This window comes from Acinetobacter sp. SW-226, assembly GCF_055632855.1.
Genome location: NZ_CM145752.1, coordinates 2,435,666 through 2,453,464, shown reverse-complemented (window position 1 = coordinate 2,453,464; position 17,799 = coordinate 2,435,666). Strand labels below are relative to the sequence as shown.

General features: G+C 37.7%; 18 protein-coding genes and 1 pseudogene. 13 read left to right on the top strand and 6 right to left on the bottom strand.

The window, feature by feature from the left end; translation table 11 throughout:
- Positions 1–13: 13 nt before the first annotated feature.
- From lptC to ACZ8ZH_RS11675, 7 genes are all read left to right on the top strand, one after another.
- Positions 14–556 (top strand): LPS export ABC transporter periplasmic protein LptC, encoded by a 543-nt coding sequence (lptC, locus tag ACZ8ZH_RS11705; RefSeq protein WP_086208360.1) that lies wholly within the window; start codon positions 14–16, stop codon positions 554–556.
- On the top strand, positions 546–1,112 hold the full coding sequence (gene lptA / locus ACZ8ZH_RS11700; protein WP_086208359.1) for a lipopolysaccharide transport periplasmic protein LptA: 567 nt from the start codon (positions 546–548) through the stop codon (positions 1,110–1,112). The genes lptC and lptA overlap by 11 nt, the downstream gene beginning before the upstream one ends.
- Positions 1,112–1,858, top strand: coding sequence for an LPS export ABC transporter ATP-binding protein (gene lptB / locus ACZ8ZH_RS11695; protein ID WP_110975170.1), 747 nt, complete (start codon positions 1,112–1,114; stop codon positions 1,856–1,858). Before lptA ends, lptB begins: the two co-directional genes overlap by 1 nt.
- Before the next feature lie 263 nt (positions 1,859–2,121).
- Complete coding sequence (locus tag ACZ8ZH_RS11690; RefSeq protein ID WP_086208357.1) at positions 2,122–2,718, top strand: IMPACT family protein; 597 nt, start codon at positions 2,122–2,124, stop codon at positions 2,716–2,718.
- Complete coding sequence (locus tag ACZ8ZH_RS11685; RefSeq protein ID WP_119063485.1) at positions 2,711–3,322, top strand: acyltransferase; 612 nt, start codon at positions 2,711–2,713, stop codon at positions 3,320–3,322. Before ACZ8ZH_RS11690 ends, ACZ8ZH_RS11685 begins: the two co-directional genes overlap by 8 nt.
- A gap of 128 nt (positions 3,323–3,450) precedes the next feature.
- Complete coding sequence (locus tag ACZ8ZH_RS11680; protein ID WP_110975168.1) at positions 3,451–4,293, top strand: universal stress protein; 843 nt, start codon at positions 3,451–3,453, stop codon at positions 4,291–4,293.
- Between the two features lie 160 nt (positions 4,294–4,453).
- Positions 4,454–5,544, top strand: a protein-coding gene (locus ACZ8ZH_RS11675) for an IS4 family transposase (protein WP_470247926.1) whose coding sequence is annotated in 2 segments (ribosomal slippage) — positions 4,454–4,994 and positions 4,994–5,544 — 1,092 coding nt in all. Because the reading frame shifts where the segments join, the coding sequence is not laid out codon by codon here.
- Positions 5,545–5,623: 79 nt separating this feature from the next.
- Here ACZ8ZH_RS11675 and ACZ8ZH_RS11670 read toward each other — a convergent pair.
- The 4 genes from ACZ8ZH_RS11670 to mutS all read right to left on the bottom strand — a co-directional run bounded on the left by ACZ8ZH_RS11670 (position 5,624) and on the right by mutS (position 10,419).
- A complete protein-coding gene (locus tag ACZ8ZH_RS11670) occupies positions 5,624–6,289 on the bottom strand; it encodes an O-methyltransferase (protein ID WP_086208354.1) in 666 nt (221 codons plus the stop codon).
- A gap of 132 nt (positions 6,290–6,421) precedes the next feature.
- The gene (locus tag ACZ8ZH_RS11665; protein ID WP_086208353.1) at positions 6,422–7,141 is read right to left on the bottom strand and encodes a D-Ala-D-Ala carboxypeptidase family metallohydrolase; all 720 of its coding nucleotides are present in this window, start codon (positions 7,139–7,141) and stop codon (positions 6,422–6,424) included.
- Between the two features lie 131 nt (positions 7,142–7,272).
- Complete coding sequence (fdxA, locus tag ACZ8ZH_RS11660; RefSeq protein WP_010327061.1) at positions 7,273–7,596, bottom strand: ferredoxin FdxA; 324 nt, start codon at positions 7,594–7,596, stop codon at positions 7,273–7,275.
- A gap of 207 nt (positions 7,597–7,803) precedes the next feature.
- Entirely contained in the window at positions 7,804–10,419 is a 2,616-nt protein-coding gene (gene mutS, locus ACZ8ZH_RS11655; protein ID WP_119063580.1) for a DNA mismatch repair protein MutS, read from the bottom strand.
- A 210-nt stretch (positions 10,420–10,629) separates the two neighbouring features.
- Here mutS and ACZ8ZH_RS11650 point away from each other — a divergent pair.
- The 4 genes and pseudogenes from ACZ8ZH_RS11650 to ACZ8ZH_RS11635 all read left to right on the top strand — a co-directional run.
- Positions 10,630–10,821 (top strand): annotated as a pseudogene (locus tag ACZ8ZH_RS11650) (recombination directionality factor); the annotation flags it as partial.
- A 261-nt stretch (positions 10,822–11,082) separates the two neighbouring features.
- Positions 11,083–11,850 (top strand): hypothetical protein, encoded by a 768-nt coding sequence (locus ACZ8ZH_RS11645; RefSeq protein ID WP_470247734.1) that lies wholly within the window; start codon positions 11,083–11,085, stop codon positions 11,848–11,850.
- A 14-nt stretch (positions 11,851–11,864) separates the two neighbouring features.
- Positions 11,865–12,710: a hypothetical protein gene (locus tag ACZ8ZH_RS11640; protein WP_119063483.1), complete on the top strand. Its 846-nt coding sequence runs from the start codon at positions 11,865–11,867 to the stop codon at positions 12,708–12,710.
- Between the two features lie 17 nt (positions 12,711–12,727).
- On the top strand, positions 12,728–12,859 hold the full coding sequence (locus tag ACZ8ZH_RS11635; protein WP_265936075.1) for a hypothetical protein: 132 nt from the start codon (positions 12,728–12,730) through the stop codon (positions 12,857–12,859).
- Positions 12,860–13,283: 424 nt separating this feature from the next.
- Here ACZ8ZH_RS11635 and ACZ8ZH_RS11630 read toward each other — a convergent pair.
- Positions 13,284–14,097, bottom strand: a protein-coding gene (locus tag ACZ8ZH_RS11630; RefSeq protein WP_139841352.1) for an IS5 family transposase whose coding sequence is annotated in 2 segments (ribosomal slippage) — positions 13,284–13,706 and positions 13,708–14,097 — 813 coding nt in all. Because the reading frame shifts where the segments join, the coding sequence is not laid out codon by codon here.
- Between the two features lie 1,430 nt (positions 14,098–15,527).
- On the opposite strand from ACZ8ZH_RS11630, the gene ACZ8ZH_RS11625 reads away from it, so the two are divergent.
- Positions 15,528–16,055 (top strand): Csu type fimbrial protein, encoded by a 528-nt coding sequence (locus tag ACZ8ZH_RS11625; RefSeq protein ID WP_119063690.1) that lies wholly within the window; start codon positions 15,528–15,530, stop codon positions 16,053–16,055.
- 82 nt (positions 16,056–16,137) lie between these two features.
- Positions 16,138–16,776, top strand: coding sequence for a fimbrial biogenesis chaperone (locus ACZ8ZH_RS11620; RefSeq protein ID WP_470247733.1), 639 nt, complete (start codon positions 16,138–16,140; stop codon positions 16,774–16,776).
- Here ACZ8ZH_RS11620 and ACZ8ZH_RS11615 read toward each other — a convergent pair.
- On the bottom strand, positions 16,703–17,728 hold the full coding sequence (locus ACZ8ZH_RS11615; RefSeq protein ID WP_001988464.1) for an IS30-like element ISAba125 family transposase: 1,026 nt from the start codon (positions 17,726–17,728) through the stop codon (positions 16,703–16,705). The genes ACZ8ZH_RS11620 and ACZ8ZH_RS11615 overlap by 74 nt on opposite strands.
- Between the last annotated feature and the right edge of the window lie 71 nt (positions 17,729–17,799).

Genomic DNA, 17,799 nt, shown 5'->3' with positions numbered 1-17,799 from the left:
TTAGTTAACATTTATGGATACTAAAGTTTTATATATCACTGCCGTAGCGATTGCTGCTATCAGCAGTGGTTATTACTATTATAGTGGAAAGGGGCATAAGCTCGAAGTCGATTCTGCACAGAGCATGACCTATTCTGCTGAGAAGATCCAGCTGACACAAACGGATGAGCGGGGAAATCTATACGTCCGAGCAAAGATAGATCGTCTTGAGCAAGATATGCAAAAGAAGACATCGAAGTTAGAAAACTTAAATGCTGAAATGTATAAAGCAGGAAAAGTCGATGCCATATTCTATGCAAAGCAGGCGAATGGCTCTAATGACAACGAAAAAGTCGTATTAACGAATCAGGTTGTTGCTCAAAAAATGTTAGATCATGGCCGTATGCAGTTTGAGACGGTCGAACTGACTGCTTTTCCAAAAACACGTGAACTTGAATCTCAACAGCAAGTGGTGGTCACAACACCACAAGCAGAATTTGTCAGTCAGGGTTTAAAAGCAAATTTAAATACGGGTCAATATGACTTTTTCCATATTCGAGGGAAGTATGAACCATAATCCAAAATTTTCTATTTCGAAAACTTTCCTCAAGCAAACGCTTGCACTGAGCTTAGGTGTAGCAGTTTCAACTTTTGCTTTAGCATTACCAAGTGATCGAACTAAAGCCATTTCATTGTTGGCAGATCGTGCAACCTTTAATGAAAAAACAGGAGTCACGACGTATACGGGTAATGTCATTATTGAACAAGGGACAATGAAACTTCAGGCTGACTCGATTGTTGCGAATTTGAACCAAAACCGTCAAATCAGTACCATTACTGCAAATGGCAAGCCTGCACGTTTTCAGCAGCAAGTCAGTACTAATAAAGGCATTGCCAAAGGTCAGGCGCAAAAGATTATTTATAATGCAGAAACAGGCATTATTACCTTATCAGGTAGTGCACTTTTGGAGCAGGATGGTGCCAGTATTCGGGGTAATACGCTGCGTTATAGTATGAACAAAGGGGATATTGAAGCGATTGGTACACCGAGTAGTGGTGGTTCATCGGGCGGTCGAGTTCAAATTGTGATTCCACCTTCAGCCTCTCAATCCTTCCCTGGAGCGCGTGACTAATGGAGCAAACTCTCAATCAGCCACAGACCTTATGCATCAAGCATCTTGCGAAGAACTACAGTAAGCGTTGGGTGGTAAAAGATGTATCTTTTAGCATGCAAAGTGGGCAAATTGTTGGCTTACTTGGACCAAATGGTGCGGGTAAAACCACTAGCTTCTATATGGTGGTTGGACTGGTACGCATGGATAAAGGTGAAATTCATCTTGATAACTTGGATATGTCTGATTTGGCCATGCATGAACGTGCGCGTAAAGGTATTGGTTACTTGCCGCAAGAGGCATCTATTTTCAGAAAACTCACCATTTCTGAAAATATTATGGCGATTCTGGAAACACGAAAAGATTTGAATAAAGAGCAGCGTAAACAACGTTTGCATGAATTATTGGCTGATTTCAAAATCAGTCATATTAAAGATTCATTGGGTATGAGTGTCTCTGGTGGTGAGCGTCGTCGTGCGGAAATTGCACGTGCATTGGCCGCTGATCCAAAATTTATGCTATTGGATGAACCGTTTGCTGGAGTTGATCCAATTTCAGTCGGTGATATTAAAGATATTATTACTACATTGAAACAGCGCGGGATCGGCGTATTGATTACAGACCATAACGTTCGTGAGACTTTAGCGATTTGTGAGCGTGCTTATATTGTCAGTGAGGGTGCGGTAATTGCTGAAGGTTCTCCTGATGAAATCTTAGCCAATGAAACCGTGCGCCAAGTCTATCTGGGTGATGACTTTACTGTATAAGTTTTTGCTGCGCCAATTGGTCTGATTGGCGCAGATTTTGAGCTGAAATTTTAGAGTTATGGATATCCCATTTTGACTCAGTTACATAGCTCGTTTTTTTGTTCTATGTTTGATCGTAGAGCATTTAAAGCATCTTTTCCCTTTTATACTGCTATGCATTGCCTATTTGATCATCGTGTTGGTTTGAAGTAATGAGCCATTTTCATACGATAGCTGATTGAAAATACGTTATAATTTTTTGTGAAATTTTTAAAAATTACGTTATGCCATTTACCATCTCTAGTTTAGTAAGCTATGAAGAAGACATCAAAAAAAGTCGTTTTCAAGCTTTTGCTGTGCCTGTTGAAAATGAACAGGCTGTTAAAGACTTTTTAGAGCAATATAAAGATATCAGCACCACACATCAGTGTTGGGCATGGAAAATTGGTCATAATGTTCGTTTTAATGATGACGGTGAACCCTCAGGTACTGCAGGTCGTCCTATTTTAGCCACCATTGAAGGTAATGAACTAACCAATGTTTTGGTTTTGGTCAATCGTTGGTATGGTGGTGTCAAGCTAGGCACAGGTGGACTGGTACGTGCTTATGGTGGAACAGCAGGACAGTGTTTACTGTTGGCTGAAAAAATCGAGCTGATTGAAAAGAAAAAAGTACATTTTGCCTGTCAATTTAATGAATGGGCAATTTTCCAGTATGAGCTAAATAGCGGGCAGATTGAGTTTAATGAGCAATATACTGCGGAGGGCGTGCTTGTAGAGGCATTATTACAAGTGCATCAGATTGAAGCGCTCGCAGTTAAAATACAAGACCTAACCCGTGGGCGTGAAGCATTAAAAATTGTGGATGACCATCATGACTGATCCCTTATTAAAATATCGTGAACAGCATAAGCACCGCTTAAATTATATGCCATGGTTGTATTGGTCACTCAAGCCTAAAAATCGGATGTGGGCTGAGGTATGGCAGCAAGAGTACCAAGCTTACTTAATGGAAATGGAAACCGTTGAAATTGGTCAAAACTGTTTTATTTCTCCATTGGCACACATTTTCGCAGAGCCAGGCCGCAAAATTATTATTGGGGACAACACGTTTATTGCTGCTGATTGTACTTTGCACGGGCCTTTAGAGATTGGCAACGAGGTCGCAATCAACCATCATTGTATTTTGGATGGTGGCCGTGTGGGGATTAAGTTAGATGATCAAGTACGTATTGCAGCCTATTGTCACTTATATGCCTTTGATCATGGCATGGCACTCAGTGATCCGATCTATCAACAGCCTGTACGTTCAAGAGGGATAGAAATTGGACGAGATGTTTGGTTGGGGGCACATGTGGGCGTGAAAGATGGAGTGAAAATTGGTGCACATGCCGTGGTAGGTATGAATAGTATGGTGACCAAAGATATTGCGGAGCGATCCATTGTGGCAGGCAATCCTGCTCAGCTTATTCGTTTACGTGATTAAGACATCAAAGAATCTTGAACATTTATCAATACTTAATTACATAAAAATCTGCCATCAAAAAAAAAGATATGCTAAGTTTAGAACAACAATGAGACCTTATGCCAAATGCGGTGTAATGAGAGGCGATAATGAAACGAGTCATTGCATGTATTGATTCTTCCCCTTGTATCAATGCCTTAGCAGAAGCGTCTGCTTGGATTGCAAAACAAACAGGGCGTGAATTGGTCCTTTTACAAGTTTTGGATTATTACCCTGCAAGTTATCACTTGGGTGAAATTAGTGGGGTGATTGGATTTGAAAGCAATGCAATGTTGCTCAAAGAGCTAGCTGAGTTAGAGCAGAAACAAAGTGAACTTGCACTCAGTTACAGTAACAATCTACTTGATCATATTTCTAAACTCATTCTTGAAACACACGGCTTGCATACGACACATATTCAAGAAAAAGGAGACTTCCTCGAGCAAAGTTTTAACTTATTACATGAAGATGACATTGTCGTGATTGGTCGAGTCGGAGAAAAATCGGCTGAACGTAATAAACCACTGGGTAGTAATGTTGAAAACTTTATTCGCGGAGCAAAATGCACGGTCATGACCGTGGGTGATACATTCAAACCGCCTACACGTTTTATCTTTGCTTATGAATATTCCCCGACCTGTGTGAAGATGATGAAGCGAATTGCTCAAAGTGATTTACTGCGTCTTTTACAATGCCATTTAGTCTATGTTGGCGACCACCCTGAAATCCTAGCAGAGCCAGAACGTTATTTAAAAGAGGCGAATCTGGATGTGATTACTGAATACCGCTATGGTGATGTGGCTGAAAATATTTTGGAATATCAGAATGAGCATGGTATACAACTGATTGTTCTAGGGGCATTTAGCCACAGTAAAATTCATCAGTTCTTTTTGGGTAGCATTGCTACGACTATTTTTAGGAATGCCAAAGTGCCTTTATTGGTGGCACGCTAATATAGAGTGACTTCTCTAAATTGTGCCCCTTTTATCCATAGTTATCCGCATTAATTGTGGATAACTATATGGACAGTAAATGTAAGTTTCTCTGTACACGACAAAAATAGATAACTCATTGAAATAATGGCATAATACTTGTTTTCTGACGACGAATATGATGACACATTTCAATGAGTTACATCTCATCTTAAACAAATATCTAAAGTGGAACAAGTCACATGTAAAATGTTTTACACTGATTATGATTGCATTAATTGTAAAACAGACCTGTAATCTTTCTTCTGCATCTAAAGCCTTACCCATCAAGTGCTTACCACAATCATTTTATCGACGTATACAACGCTTCTTTGCAGGTCAGTATTTTGATTATCGTCAAATTTCTCAGTTGATTTTCAATATGTTTTCATTCGACAAAGTGCAACTGACTTTAGATAGAACCAATTGGAAATGGGGAAAACGAGATATCAATATCTTGATGTTAGCCATCGTCTATCGTGGAATAGCGATACCTATTGTTTGGACATTGCTCAATAAACGTGGAAATTCAGATACAAAAGAGCGTATTGCTTTGATTCAACGCTTTATCTCTATTTTTGGTAAAGACCGTATTGTGAATGTGTTCGCAGACAGAGAATTTATCGGTGAGAAATGGTTTACATGGTTAATTGAAAATGACATCAACTTCTGTATACGTGTTAAAAAAACTTTATTGTGACCAATCACTTAGCCAGGAATCATAAAATTAGTGATTTATTTCGTCATCTTCAAGTTGGTCAAACTGAATGTCGTAAACGACGTATTTGGGTTGGTCGAGTGAAACTGTATATTAGTGCGCTACGATTAGAAGATGGGGAACTTTTACTTGTTGTTTCTCCTATGTTTAATGCTTCTGCTATTCGTGATTATGCATTACGCTGGGAAATCGAAACCTTATTTAGTTGTCTCAAAGGACGTGGATTCAATCTTGAAAATACTCGTTTAACAGACCCTGGACGAGTCAAGAAATTGATAGCAGTGCTAGCTATCGGTTTCTGTTGGTGCTATTTAACAGGTGAATGGCAACATGATCAAAAAAAAGCGATAAAAATAAAGAAGCATGGACGACTCTCAATGAGTTTATTTCGCTATGGTTTAGACTATGTTCAAATGGCGATTCAGCGTTTAATTGGTTTTGGGAAAAAAGAAGAGTTTAAGGAAATTTTGGCAATTTTAAGAAGGCAGAATCCTGATAGGATAAGGGTTCTGTGAAATTTGTCGTGTACAGAGTGTAAGTTTATAATTTATATAAGCTTAAATTAATTGGGTATTTTTTAATCTAAGTTTTAGCTTATTTTACAATGGCTAAGGCAAAGCCATCATGTCCTTTGCTACCGACAGTTTGAATGGCGGTGCACGACAAAATTTTCGGATGATTTTGCATTGCTTTAAACATATCACGGATCCCTTCAATACTTGGCTTATGATTTTCAGGATTGATAATATCGCCTGCACGAATCACGTTATCAAGGAAAATCAAAGTACCTGAATGAGATAGCTTGAGGCTTAATTCCAAATACTCTGGGTAACTTTGCTTATCGGCATCAATAAAAATAAAGTCAAAAGGTTCAATGTCTGCGGGCAGCGATTTAAGGATATCTGCTGCACGTCCACATTCGAGTTCAACAGTTTGTTTAAGCTGAGCTTTGTCGATATTTTCTTGACCCATCGCGGCATGCGTATCACGCCCTTCAATTGTTAAAATATAGCCATCTTCAGGCAAAGCGCGCGCTAACCACATGGTGCTATAGGCAGCAAAAGTACCAAGCTCCAACACACGCTTACATTGATTCATTTGAATCAGCATTTGTAAAAGCATGCCTTGGTTGGGTGCAACAGCTAAGTGATCTGGAAAACCATGTTTCTCTGTATTTTCTAAAGTTTGAGTCAGAATGGGGTCTTCAGGAATTAAATGTGCGTCGATATAGTTATCAATCTCTGTCCACATTTGTTGCATAGCATGTTCACCTTGGTTGCGATGTGGAGCATTTTAAACTTTTATTTTCAGAGTGCAATTTATCCGACCATATTTGTTTAAATCAATGCTTAAAAAAAGAGGTCTAATTGACCTCTTTTCCTTATAAAATAGTTAGTAATTACACATTGATGAATTTCGACTAAGGTCAGGGCCCCATGTGCGATATCCTTGGGTATCAATGTGAATTTGACCAGATGCATATAAGCCTAAGCCCATGTTTAAGCTTTGTCCGTGTTGAGCCCAAAATTGGCATAGACGGAATTTAGTATTTTCAATATATGCATAATCTTGCGGCTGCGGGTTTTCAGGTCCGATTCGAAAATCTATAGCAGAATTGAATAAGTGGCGGGATGAGTTGGCACCACCTGCACATTGGTTTAAAGGCAGATCACGATAAACTGAAGTAACTTCAAAATCGGTCAGTACTTTGGCTGCAACCAAATATTTAAACACTTTTAGAGTCGCAATTTGGTTTTTCCAAAGCTCACGGTTTGGAATCATATATTGTGAGCGACCACATTTTTGCCAGTCACGAGCGGTTCTGAGCAGTTCAAAGCTTGGAATGATATTCCCAACGCCATTACGTTCAAGGAAAACTTCATACTCACGTACGCGTGCTAGTGTGTCACCTACAGACATCCAAGCATTATAGGTATAAGGAATAATTTTAGGTGGTGCAGGGCGGTCAAAACTAATTTGCTCTTGTGGGATAAAAATACGTTTTCCATCGGGAGTCGTAATGGTTTTGCCTTTGTGAGATGAAGTCGTACAGCCAATCATCACCAAGGGGATTATGCTAACCGCAAATAATCCCTTTAAAAATTTCTTCATTATAGAAATCAAATATTTAAAAAATACGGCTATTATTTTAATCTATATTGATGGGGAAAATTTGGAAATATTGCAATCAAATGTGTGTTTTAGGTATAAAAAAAGATCAGCTTATGCTGATCTTTTTAGAGTTACTTTTCTAAGTATTGTAACTTATCTGTTTTACCGTTCCATTCTTCACGGTCAGCAGGTTGATCACCAATCTGGGTAATGTTTGGCCAAGTTTGTGATAATTCAGCATTCAGTTCGATAAAGACTTCTTGACCTTCTGGCAGTTCATCTTCAGAGAAAATTGCATTTGCAGGACATTCAGGTTCACACAGTGCACAATCAATACACTCATCTGGATTGATCACTAGAAAGTTTGGACCTTCATAGAAACAGTCTACTGGACAAACTTCTACGCAGTCTTGATATTTACATTTAATACAATTTTCAGTGACAACAAAGGTCATGGCGAAGGCTACCTAAAAATATGGTTCTAATAACTAATGTGTATTTTAGGCAAAAACGGCACCAACTAACAATTGCTTTTATTGATATTTGTTATATGCACGGCTGTTAAATTTGATAAAAACTGAACATTCTACTGAAAACTGCTTTTGACAATAAAAAAGACCGCCATTTTGACGGTCTAAATGGGTGACAAAAATAGAAAACCACTATGAATGTAACTGATCTTTCAATGCATAAAGCTGTTGTAAAGCTTCACGTGGGCTTAAATTATCGACATCAATACTCTTGAGTAGTTCAAGTGCAGCAGAAGGTTTCTCAATTTCGACTACACGTTCAATTGTTTCAATTTCAGGTGCTTCTATTGCAGCAAACAAATCGTTTTGAACGACTTTAGGTTTTTGCAGTTGTTGTTTCTCTAAAATTTTCAGACGATTTTGTGCTTCTTTGATCACACTGGCAGGAATACCTGCCAATTTTGCCACTTGTAAGCCGTGACTTTGGCTTGCAGGCCCATGTTGGACTTTATGTAACAAAATCAGGTTGCCATTGAGTTCTTTTGCGGTGACATGGTAGTTATCAATAGCAGTTTCTTTGGCCAGCTCGGTCAGTTCAAAGTAGTGGGTGGCAAATAAACATAAACATTTAATACGTTTGGTTAAGTCAAGTACGCAAGCCCATGCCAAAGATAAACCATCATAGGTACTGGTGCCACGACCAACTTCATCCATCAGAACCAGAGACTGATTGGTTGCATGATGTAGGATTTGCGAGGTTTCAGTCATTTCCACCATAAAGGTTGATTTGCCTGTAGATAGGTCATCGGCAGAACCAATACGGGTAAAGATTCGATCAATAGGACCTAATACTGCCGATTGGGCAGGGACATAGGAGCCACAATAGGCCAATAGGCTAATTAAAGCCGTTTGGCGCATAAAGGTTGATTTACCCCCCATATTAGGACCAGTAATAATGGCCATACGGTGGTTGAAATCAAGTGTCGTGTCATTCGGTGTAAATGTAGCTTTGTTCAATGCCTCAACCACTGGATGACGTCCAGCAATAATTTTAACCCCAGTTTCGGGACTATACTCAGGACGTGACCAATTGCGTAAGCGAGCCTGATGTGCAAAGTTGGCTAAGAGGTCGATCTGCGCAATAGCGCTGCTCATCATTTGTAAATGACCAATATCGGCGCGCAGTTCATCTAAAAGCATTTCGAACAGCATTTTTTCGCGGGCTAATGCACGGGATTCACTCGATAGCACCTTGTCTTCAAAGGTTTTCAGCTCAGGCGTGATATAACGCTCAGCATTTTTCAAGGTTTGACGGCGAATGTAGTGATCAGGTGCTTGCTCGGCTTGTGCACGGGTCAGTTCAATGTAATACCCGCTGACACGGTTATAGCCAATTTTTAAGGTTGAAATTCCAGTATTTTGACGTTCTTGAATTTCAAGGTCGATCAAGTACTGTCCTGCATGATCGCGGATTTTACGCAGTTCATCTAGTTCATGATCGAAACCTTCGGCTATTACATTGCCATCCCGTAAAAGCACAGGCGGATGTTCAACAATGGCAGACATTAAACGTTGATGTAAGCCATGGAAATCACCCAATTCCTCATTCAATTGGGTAATGAGTGCAGACTGCTTGCTTTGAATCACGGGCTGAATGGCATGACGTAAATAAGGGATTTGTGCACAAGCTTGGCGCAGTTGCACTAAGTCACGTGGACGGGCACTGCCTAAAGCCACGCGACTGAGAACGCGTTCGATGTCTCCAATTTCTTTTAAGACTAAACGGACTGGTGATTCATGGTAGCCATCTACAAGACTTTTAGTCGCGTCTAAACGTGCGTCTAAAAGCTTGGTGTCACGTAATGGTTGCATTAGCGTGCGGCTAAGTAAACGTCCGCCCATGGCTGTTTGACAGTCATTGATGAGTTGAAATAATGACGTGCCGTGTTCAAACAGAGGTTCAACCAACTCTAAGTTTCTACGTGTCACAGGATCAAGCGCAATGAAATCACTGCTTTGTTCCAACTGAATAGAGCGAATATGCGGTAAGGCTGTCTTTTGCGTTTCTTTGGCATAATGAATCAGCGATGCTGCTGCCGCTTTGGCAAGTGGCAAATGGTCAATACCGAAACCTGCTAAAGTCGATACAGCAAACTGATCGCATAAGGTTTTTTGTGCGTTGTTTAGGTTAAAGTCGACATTCGGGCGGCGTGTTACCGGGCAGTCGAGTAGCTTTTTAATGTGTTCAATAATGTTGGGGTCGACAATATTTTCATCGACCAAAATTTCACTTGGCATGAGGCGAGACAGTTCAATACCGAGTTGCTCAAGTTGAAACTCTTGTTGCTGAACTTTAAATAAACCCGCACTCAAATCTAACAGTGCAATACCAATTTCGTTTTGTTGTATGCAAAGCGCCACAAGGTTTGAACTTTGATGTGCAGTCAGTAAGGCATCATCGGTCAGTGTACCTGGTGTAATAATCCTGACAACACCACGCTCAACAGGGGCCTTACCTGTAACTTCGCCAATTTGCTCGCAAATGACGACTGTTTCACCTTTTTTTACCAAGCGCGCAAGGTAGCCTTCTGCTGCATGATAAGGAACACCTGCCATAGGGATGGGTTCACCATTGGCTTTGCCACGATGAGTCAGTGTAATTCCGAGAAGTTTAGCGGCCTTGTGTGCATCTTCAAAAAATAGCTCGTAGAAGTCACCCATACGATAGAACATCAAAGAATGCGGATGTTGCATTTTGACGCCCATGTACTGTTGCATCATCGGGGTGAGAGTGGATGTGTCAATCATTGAGTTATCTTGTTTCACTACAATAAAGCCTTTAAATTTAAACAGTTTTTAAAAAGATAACTTAATGGTAACTGTCTGATGTAATCCATGTTAGTTCAATGTAAACCTAGACTGTTGAGTAAATTAGTGTAGGTTTTAGTATAGGTTTTTATGCTAGCATACTCAGCATAAATGGTACCTAAGTCTATATTAACAAATTGCTCGTTAAATCAGTACAAAGAGCGCTGGGTGAAATATCCATTCGATGAACAACTCCGAGCTAAAGCACTCAATCAAAAACTCCGTAGTATTTTAGTAGGCATGCTCTTCAATGATCTCGAGCTAAACCTACGTACTGAGTACAATCTTTTTGACCGTCATACAGAGCGTCCAGTGTGTATCGGCAATGGTGAAATATGTCAATTTAGTTGAGGCTGATGGGCTTGGCACATTAATAGTCCTTTATTTCTTTGCCTTTATAATAAGACGCTAGCACGAATAATGTTAGAGCATATAAATAACTGTGATGAATTTCACTGATTGAATTTAAATATTTAATATGGATTAAAAGCATGAAATATTAATTATTTAAGTTCAAATTTTTAAACGTTCGATTTAAATTTTAGGTAAAAAACATATTTAAAGTGCCATAAACTAATAGCTTAATACTTGTGAATAAAAACAATGCATATACATTTTACAATAGAAGATCAGGATCGTATTGAAGGTACTGGACCTATTCAGGTGGGATGGTTTCTAACGGATTATAAGGCGGCCATACTTTATGAACCTCCTTATCGCATGCGATCTCAACCACAAACGAAACATGCCAAGTCAGCAAGCCGTTGTCCTGCGGTACTTCAGCTAGAAAGTAGATACTTTGTGATTAATTGTCCATTTGACTTTCATCTTCGTTTTGATCGGGATTCAAAAGGTAAGCCAACCTTGATAAATGTACTTGGTGAAGCATCACCAGTCCGCGCTAATAAGTTACGTGAACTTTTAACACTCGTGAATGAAAATGAGTGGCGTACACCGAATGTTCCTATTCTTCAGCTTAAATTACCTTATTGTTTTATTGCCGATGAAGTGGTGTATATCACTCAGTTAGATGCATTTGGACATTATAGAAAAAATCCTTTGCCGGGGACGATATTTGGTGGGCGTTTTCCCATTCATATTTGGCCTAGACCACTGATGTGGGCATTTGAATGGCATGACACTTCAAAAGATCTCATTTTAAAGCGTGGAGAGCCACTCTTTTATTGTCAATTTGATGGGGTTGATCCATCTAGGACAGTGAAAATGATTCAAGCAGAGAAAACGCCAGAACTAATGCAGTATATGGAACAGATTTCTGGTGTAGTGAATTACGTGAGTCAGACTTTTAGTTTGTTTGGTGAAGTCGAGAAAGTGAGACCACAGTCTTTACTAACTAACATAAAAAAATAAGAGTGAGTTGTCTTATGGCAAAGAAAATTTTAGGAATAGGGCTCAGCGTACTTTTATTAACAGCTTGTGACTCCAATAAAGAACCAGAAATGCAAGAGTTTATAACACCACGAGATCAATATGGCGCACGTTATAGTGTAGGCGACTTAGGAGGGAAGCCTGTTAACCTTGGTAGAGAAGCACCTTGGGTTGAATATGAAGATAATACAGGTTTCGTAACAGGTAAGAAATATAAACGAAAGACTCGAACCTATCAATCTAAAATTCAGGCCTTTGGTTTTGATATGCGTTATACCGATGGATTAGTGCTAGTTGTTTATTATAAAGCTTCACCATACTCAGAAAAACTGTATAAAAAAGAAATTAATTTGCCTGATAATCATTGGGTAAGTGTAGGTGTATATGCAGATAAAAGTTATAATGGAGATTTATCAACGAGATTAATCAATTCAACCTTAGAGACAAAAATAACATCAAAAAAACATTTAGAAGAAATTAATTTTATGCATATATACATACCTACTGATGAGTATGAATATGGTCTGCAGAAATATATTCCTCATCCTAAATGGGTGAAACGAAATAAGGAATTGATGGCTATAAATACGGGGTCTAATGATTTATATGATATAGATGATTTATATGTTGAAAAAGATAAAGGAGGAAAGGTACTTACCTTAATTACTTGTGGAGATTCGGTAAATCCAATAGCACGTAAATGTGAACAGGAATTTGTTTTAGAACCAGAAATGAAGGTTAGAATCTCAGCAGTATTTCAAAGCATGTATCTACAGGACTGGAAAATTATTCAAAAACAAGCAAAAAAAGTTGTATTAGGTTCTATTGTTGAACAAAAATAATTTAAAAGGTGCATAAAGTGACAACTACACAAAAACTCACAAAAGATAGAATAGAGCAACTTCTGATTCTATTAAATGCTGAAATGATTAATGCGACTCCAGCTATCTATCAGGAGCTTTCGGATCTAGGTTATGGTTATGCTGAATGAGCTTATGGTGTTTCAACTGGAACAGATTTCTAGCATGGTGAATTATGTGAATCAAGTATAGTGAACTATGTTAATCAGACTTTTTCATTGTTTGTTGAAGTAGAAAAGGTGAGACCCAAAAGTTTATTAAAGGTGGAAAAATAAAAAAAAACTACACACCAACTAAAGGTTTTATATGGATTTTGCTTTTAGTAGTTTTTATAGCTTGGGTTATATATAAGTGTGTTCCTTTAACAAACGAGGAACGGGAGGGAGAAGTTCGGCGACTGATGGAGGCAAAGAATAGAAGATTGGCTCAGGAATTTGATGCTATTACAGATGCAGATAGAGCAAGATTGCCCAAATATGACTCACGTCAATTCGTTTTGATAAAACGTAATAAACGCTTTTGGTTAATCACTAAAGAATATGTCTCTTGCGAAAGTTAATTTTGAATCATCCAGTTGATCAGTCCAGCAATTAAATTCATCCTTAAACCAAATCGTTTCCTTCGATTTCGATAACGTTCGCTAAGAATACGGAAAACTTTAAGTTTTGAATTGATATGCTCAATTGTTATTCTACGACGATTGATCTCTCTATTGATGCTTTTCGCTTCTTTCGATAACTCCATATTTTTAGGTTTCTTTATGGCTATTAGCAGCTTACTCTTTATTTCTTTAAAGCCCTTATAGGCTAAATCAGCCATAATACACTTAAAATTTACAAACTCTTTAGCATATTTTCTTGCTATCGTTAAATCATGTCTGCGTCCAGTAGCAACTTGAATACTGATGATTTGATTCAGGTTTGGACTAAAAATAACTTGTGTTTTAAGCGTATGTTTTTTCTTTTTACCGCTATAGTAATTTACTTGTTTTTTTAGGACGCTCTATCTGTGATTCAGTCACATCTACAATCACGAAATCAAGCTCTTTTATTTTGGGATCTCTTTTAGGTAGTGAAAATTGACGTGATCGCATGAGTGCCGTTTCGACTTTATGAATCGTTCGGTTTACATTACTTTCTGCAATATCATAAGCTGCTGCTAACTCAATTTGAGTGCTATATGAGCGTAAGTAATTAAAAGTTAATAATAATTGGTCTTCAATCGTTAATGTGTGTGGACGACCAGATTTTTTCTTTGCTCTTTCTGCTTCTTGCAGAATAGTAACCATTTGGACAAATAAAGGACGTGGAACTCCAACTAATCGTTTGAATTCCTTATCATTAAATCGTGTTAAATTTTCATATCTCATCTCGTTCAGTATAAACCACTTCTTACTTTCGCAAGAGATCTAATATTATGGAGTTGATGGATTAAATGTAATGTGGTCTGATACTGTAAATGACCTGCTAAATGAAAAATGGAAAAATGAATTTGGTTATGGAACTTTTTTTTAGGATATCTATGTATTCAAAACAATATTATGATGGGGTTTGAATACATTTAATCATACTTCATGTACTTCTAAAATAAATCAATTTAAATGAAATTGGATTCTTATTAGGATTTAATGCTCATTATATTAATATTACAGATGAACAATATCTAGATGTTTGTTTAACCACTTTAAAAATATTAAACGAAAAAAAGAAATTACATTATGTTAACTAAATTAAGTCAAACCCATATGGATTAAATTCCTGCTTTACATATACAGGCAGAAAATGGAAAAATTGGTTATTATGTTATTTATTCAACATTAGCCAGTTTACTACAAAGTGATTATGGTTATACATCATCAAATCCAACTGTATTATGGCTACGGGGTGAAACTGAAGCGAATGCTGGGCGTAGTTCTTTGTCTGAACTTATTCGAGTTTATAGTAATACTCAAGCACAGTTACGTTATGGGGGGATATTTCAAATAGTTTGATGCAGCAGGCATCAGATCAAGTAGCTAAAAATTTATAAAAAAATCTTTTTTGGTGAAGGTGATTTAGAAATTTATGGATTAATTTTTTAAAATTCGTGAGATTGAAAAATCAGGATGCGATTACTGTTAGAGAAGTTCTATTTAATCGAGATATCAATCATATTGCGGCACCTCAGATAAGATGAGGCTTTGCTGGTTACATATGTAAAAGCCCCACAAGATAAGGCCTTAGACAAGGAATATCTCATACAGGATATATCACCAGACACACCTTGAGTAAATGCATTTGCTTATGATAGGAATAAATATGTAAAGGATGGCGATATAAAGGTTCTGTTTGATAGAACTATCAATCAAAAACCATCGGAAAGCATAGGGATTAGAGCTGTGAGTTGTGTGTGATCACTCAACTGATGGCTCTAGTCCTCTTTTTTTCATGTCAATTTCTTATTCATGATTTAAGTGAACTTTAGCTTACAAACGTTTGTCCAAGAAAATCGGCTACGATTGAATATTATTTAGAAATAACTAATAGTGATGTCAATAAAGTTAAGTTGACTAATGAGTGTTTTTTATTCAGTTATTTGAAATATATAAATTTATTGTGGTTGTTTTTTTAAAAAGTGTCTACTACGTCAAATAAAGTATATTTTTGTTGAAATGGTTTATTTTTTTTGTATTATGTATGAAAGCAATTATTTCTTTTGTGACTGTTTTTATATAGGTAAATTTCTTCTATACAAAAGCCGTTGATTTACTGAAATTAAATAGTTGCAACAAAGTTTTTTTGCTAGGAACTAGGAACGAATATGAAAAAGTTGGTTTTAACAATGCTTGCGGTAAGTGGATTCGTATCAATGAATGCGATGGCTGACACAGCAACAGGTAGTCTATTAATTAAAGCAACTGTTGTGAAAAGCTGTTATGTGAATACCAGTGCAACTGGAACAGTTACTTCAGCAGTTATTGATTTTGGTAGTATAACAACCCTTGCTAGTAATGTTGATGCGGATACATCTGGTTCTGGTGGTGCTAAAGTTGGAGTGCTTTGTTCAAATGGCACAACTTGGACTTTGACAGCAGGTGCTGGTAATAACGTATCTTCAACACAACGCCGTATGATTACAGGTTCTGGCTCTACAGCTGACTATTTACCATACAACTTATTTTCTGATTCTACACGTGCGACAGCAATTGCTGTAGGTGGGAACGTTGCGACTGGTACGGGTACAGGTATTCAGCAGACTTATGATGTTTATGGTCGTATTCCAGCAGGAACGGCGTTGCCTAAGGCTGGTAGCTATACCGATACAGTTGCTTTGACAATTACATATTAATTCGAAAAAGAAAAACAAAGCTGACCTCGGTCAGCTTTGTTCACTAGACGTGTCAATGTAAAATATTTAAGGTTTATGTATAATGAATAAAAGTTTTTTTGTGACCGTTTTAACTTTTTTATGTAGTGCTGGAGTGCATGCTGCAGCGTTAAAAATTTCCCCTGTAAGTATTGAATTGGCACAAAGTCAACAAAGCAGTAGTTTAACTATTGCCAATGATTCAAATGAAAAAACAAATTTACAGATACGCGTATTTAAATGGCAACAGAAAGGGAATGAAGAATCATATATTTCCACTAATGATGTTGTTGTCAGTCCACCTGCCTTATCGCTTAATGGGCAGCAATCTTATAATTTAAGAGTGGTACGAGTTAATGAAACAGCGATTGAGAAAGAAGAAAGCTACAGGATTTGGATTGATGAGTTACCCACGGTTGTAGATTCAAGAACAATAGGGCAAGGGATTAATGTTGTATTAAGAACTTCATTACCTTTATTTATAACCAACCCAAAGTCAATTCGTGAAGCAAAAGCTCAACTATTACATCAAGATGGCAAATCTATAATTGAAGTTAATAATATTGGTGGTCGTTTTATTCAGCTCACTAGCTTAAAGCTGATAGATGAGACGACGAAACAGGGCGAATTCAAACATGAGGTGCGACAGTTTCAAAAGCCATATGATAATCAACAAGCTGAGCAAATTTCTCTAATGGTGTAAGCCAATCTAACGCCTTTCTAGGACGAGTATTCAGTGACATGGCAACTTGATTTAAATAATGCTGATCTGCCTGATTTAAATCAATCCCTTTAGGTAAATATTGCCTAATTAAACCATTCATATTTTCGCATGTGCCTTTTTGCCAGGGTGAATGTGGGTCACAGAAATATACATCTATGCCTAAATCTTCTTCGAGTATTTTATGTTCTGACATCTCACGTCCACGGTCATAGGTCAACGTTTTACGCAGTTCTGCAGGTAAATATTTCAGAGCTTCAGTTAAAGCCTTGCGCACTGATTCTGCCTTTGCATCAGGTAATGTTGCCAAGATACAGAGCCGTGTATTTCGTTCAATAAGTGTTGCTATCGAACTTTTATTGTCTTTACCTTTAATTAAATCAGCTTCCCAATGACCCGGTATTTTTCTTTCTTGAACTTCGGCTGGGCGCTCATGAATAGTTTTAATATCCTGTAATATAGAATCTTTTTTAGGTTCACCGTTAGCTTTTCGCTTTTTATTTTCATGACGTAGACAGGATAATAAGTCTTTTTTCAACTCACCCTTGGGTAATGCTCGTATCGTTGAATAAATCGTTGTATGGCTTACATTCATTGTTTGATCCAAATCAGGAAATGTCTTTAAACGCTTTGCTATTTGCTGAGGAGACCATAAACAACGGATCGCTTCAACAATAAATTTCCAGAGGATTGAATCGATTTTGAGTTTTCTGTGACCACGTCTACGTCTAGCAAAAGTGTTATCAGAAGCATATTGAGCTTGATAAACGTCATTGATGCTATTTCTTTTAAGCTCACGATAGATCGTACTAGGATGTCTTTTAATAAGTTCAGCAAATTTTCTGGCTGAAAAGCCTTCTTTTCTTGACTCAAGCATTAATGCAGTACGATCTTCAAAGTTAAGATGATGGTATGACAATTTTATATACTCCATAAACCCTTTAAATTAATTAGGTGGTTTATGTCGCACTTCAAGTTTTACTCTGCCCAGTCTTACCCTATTGA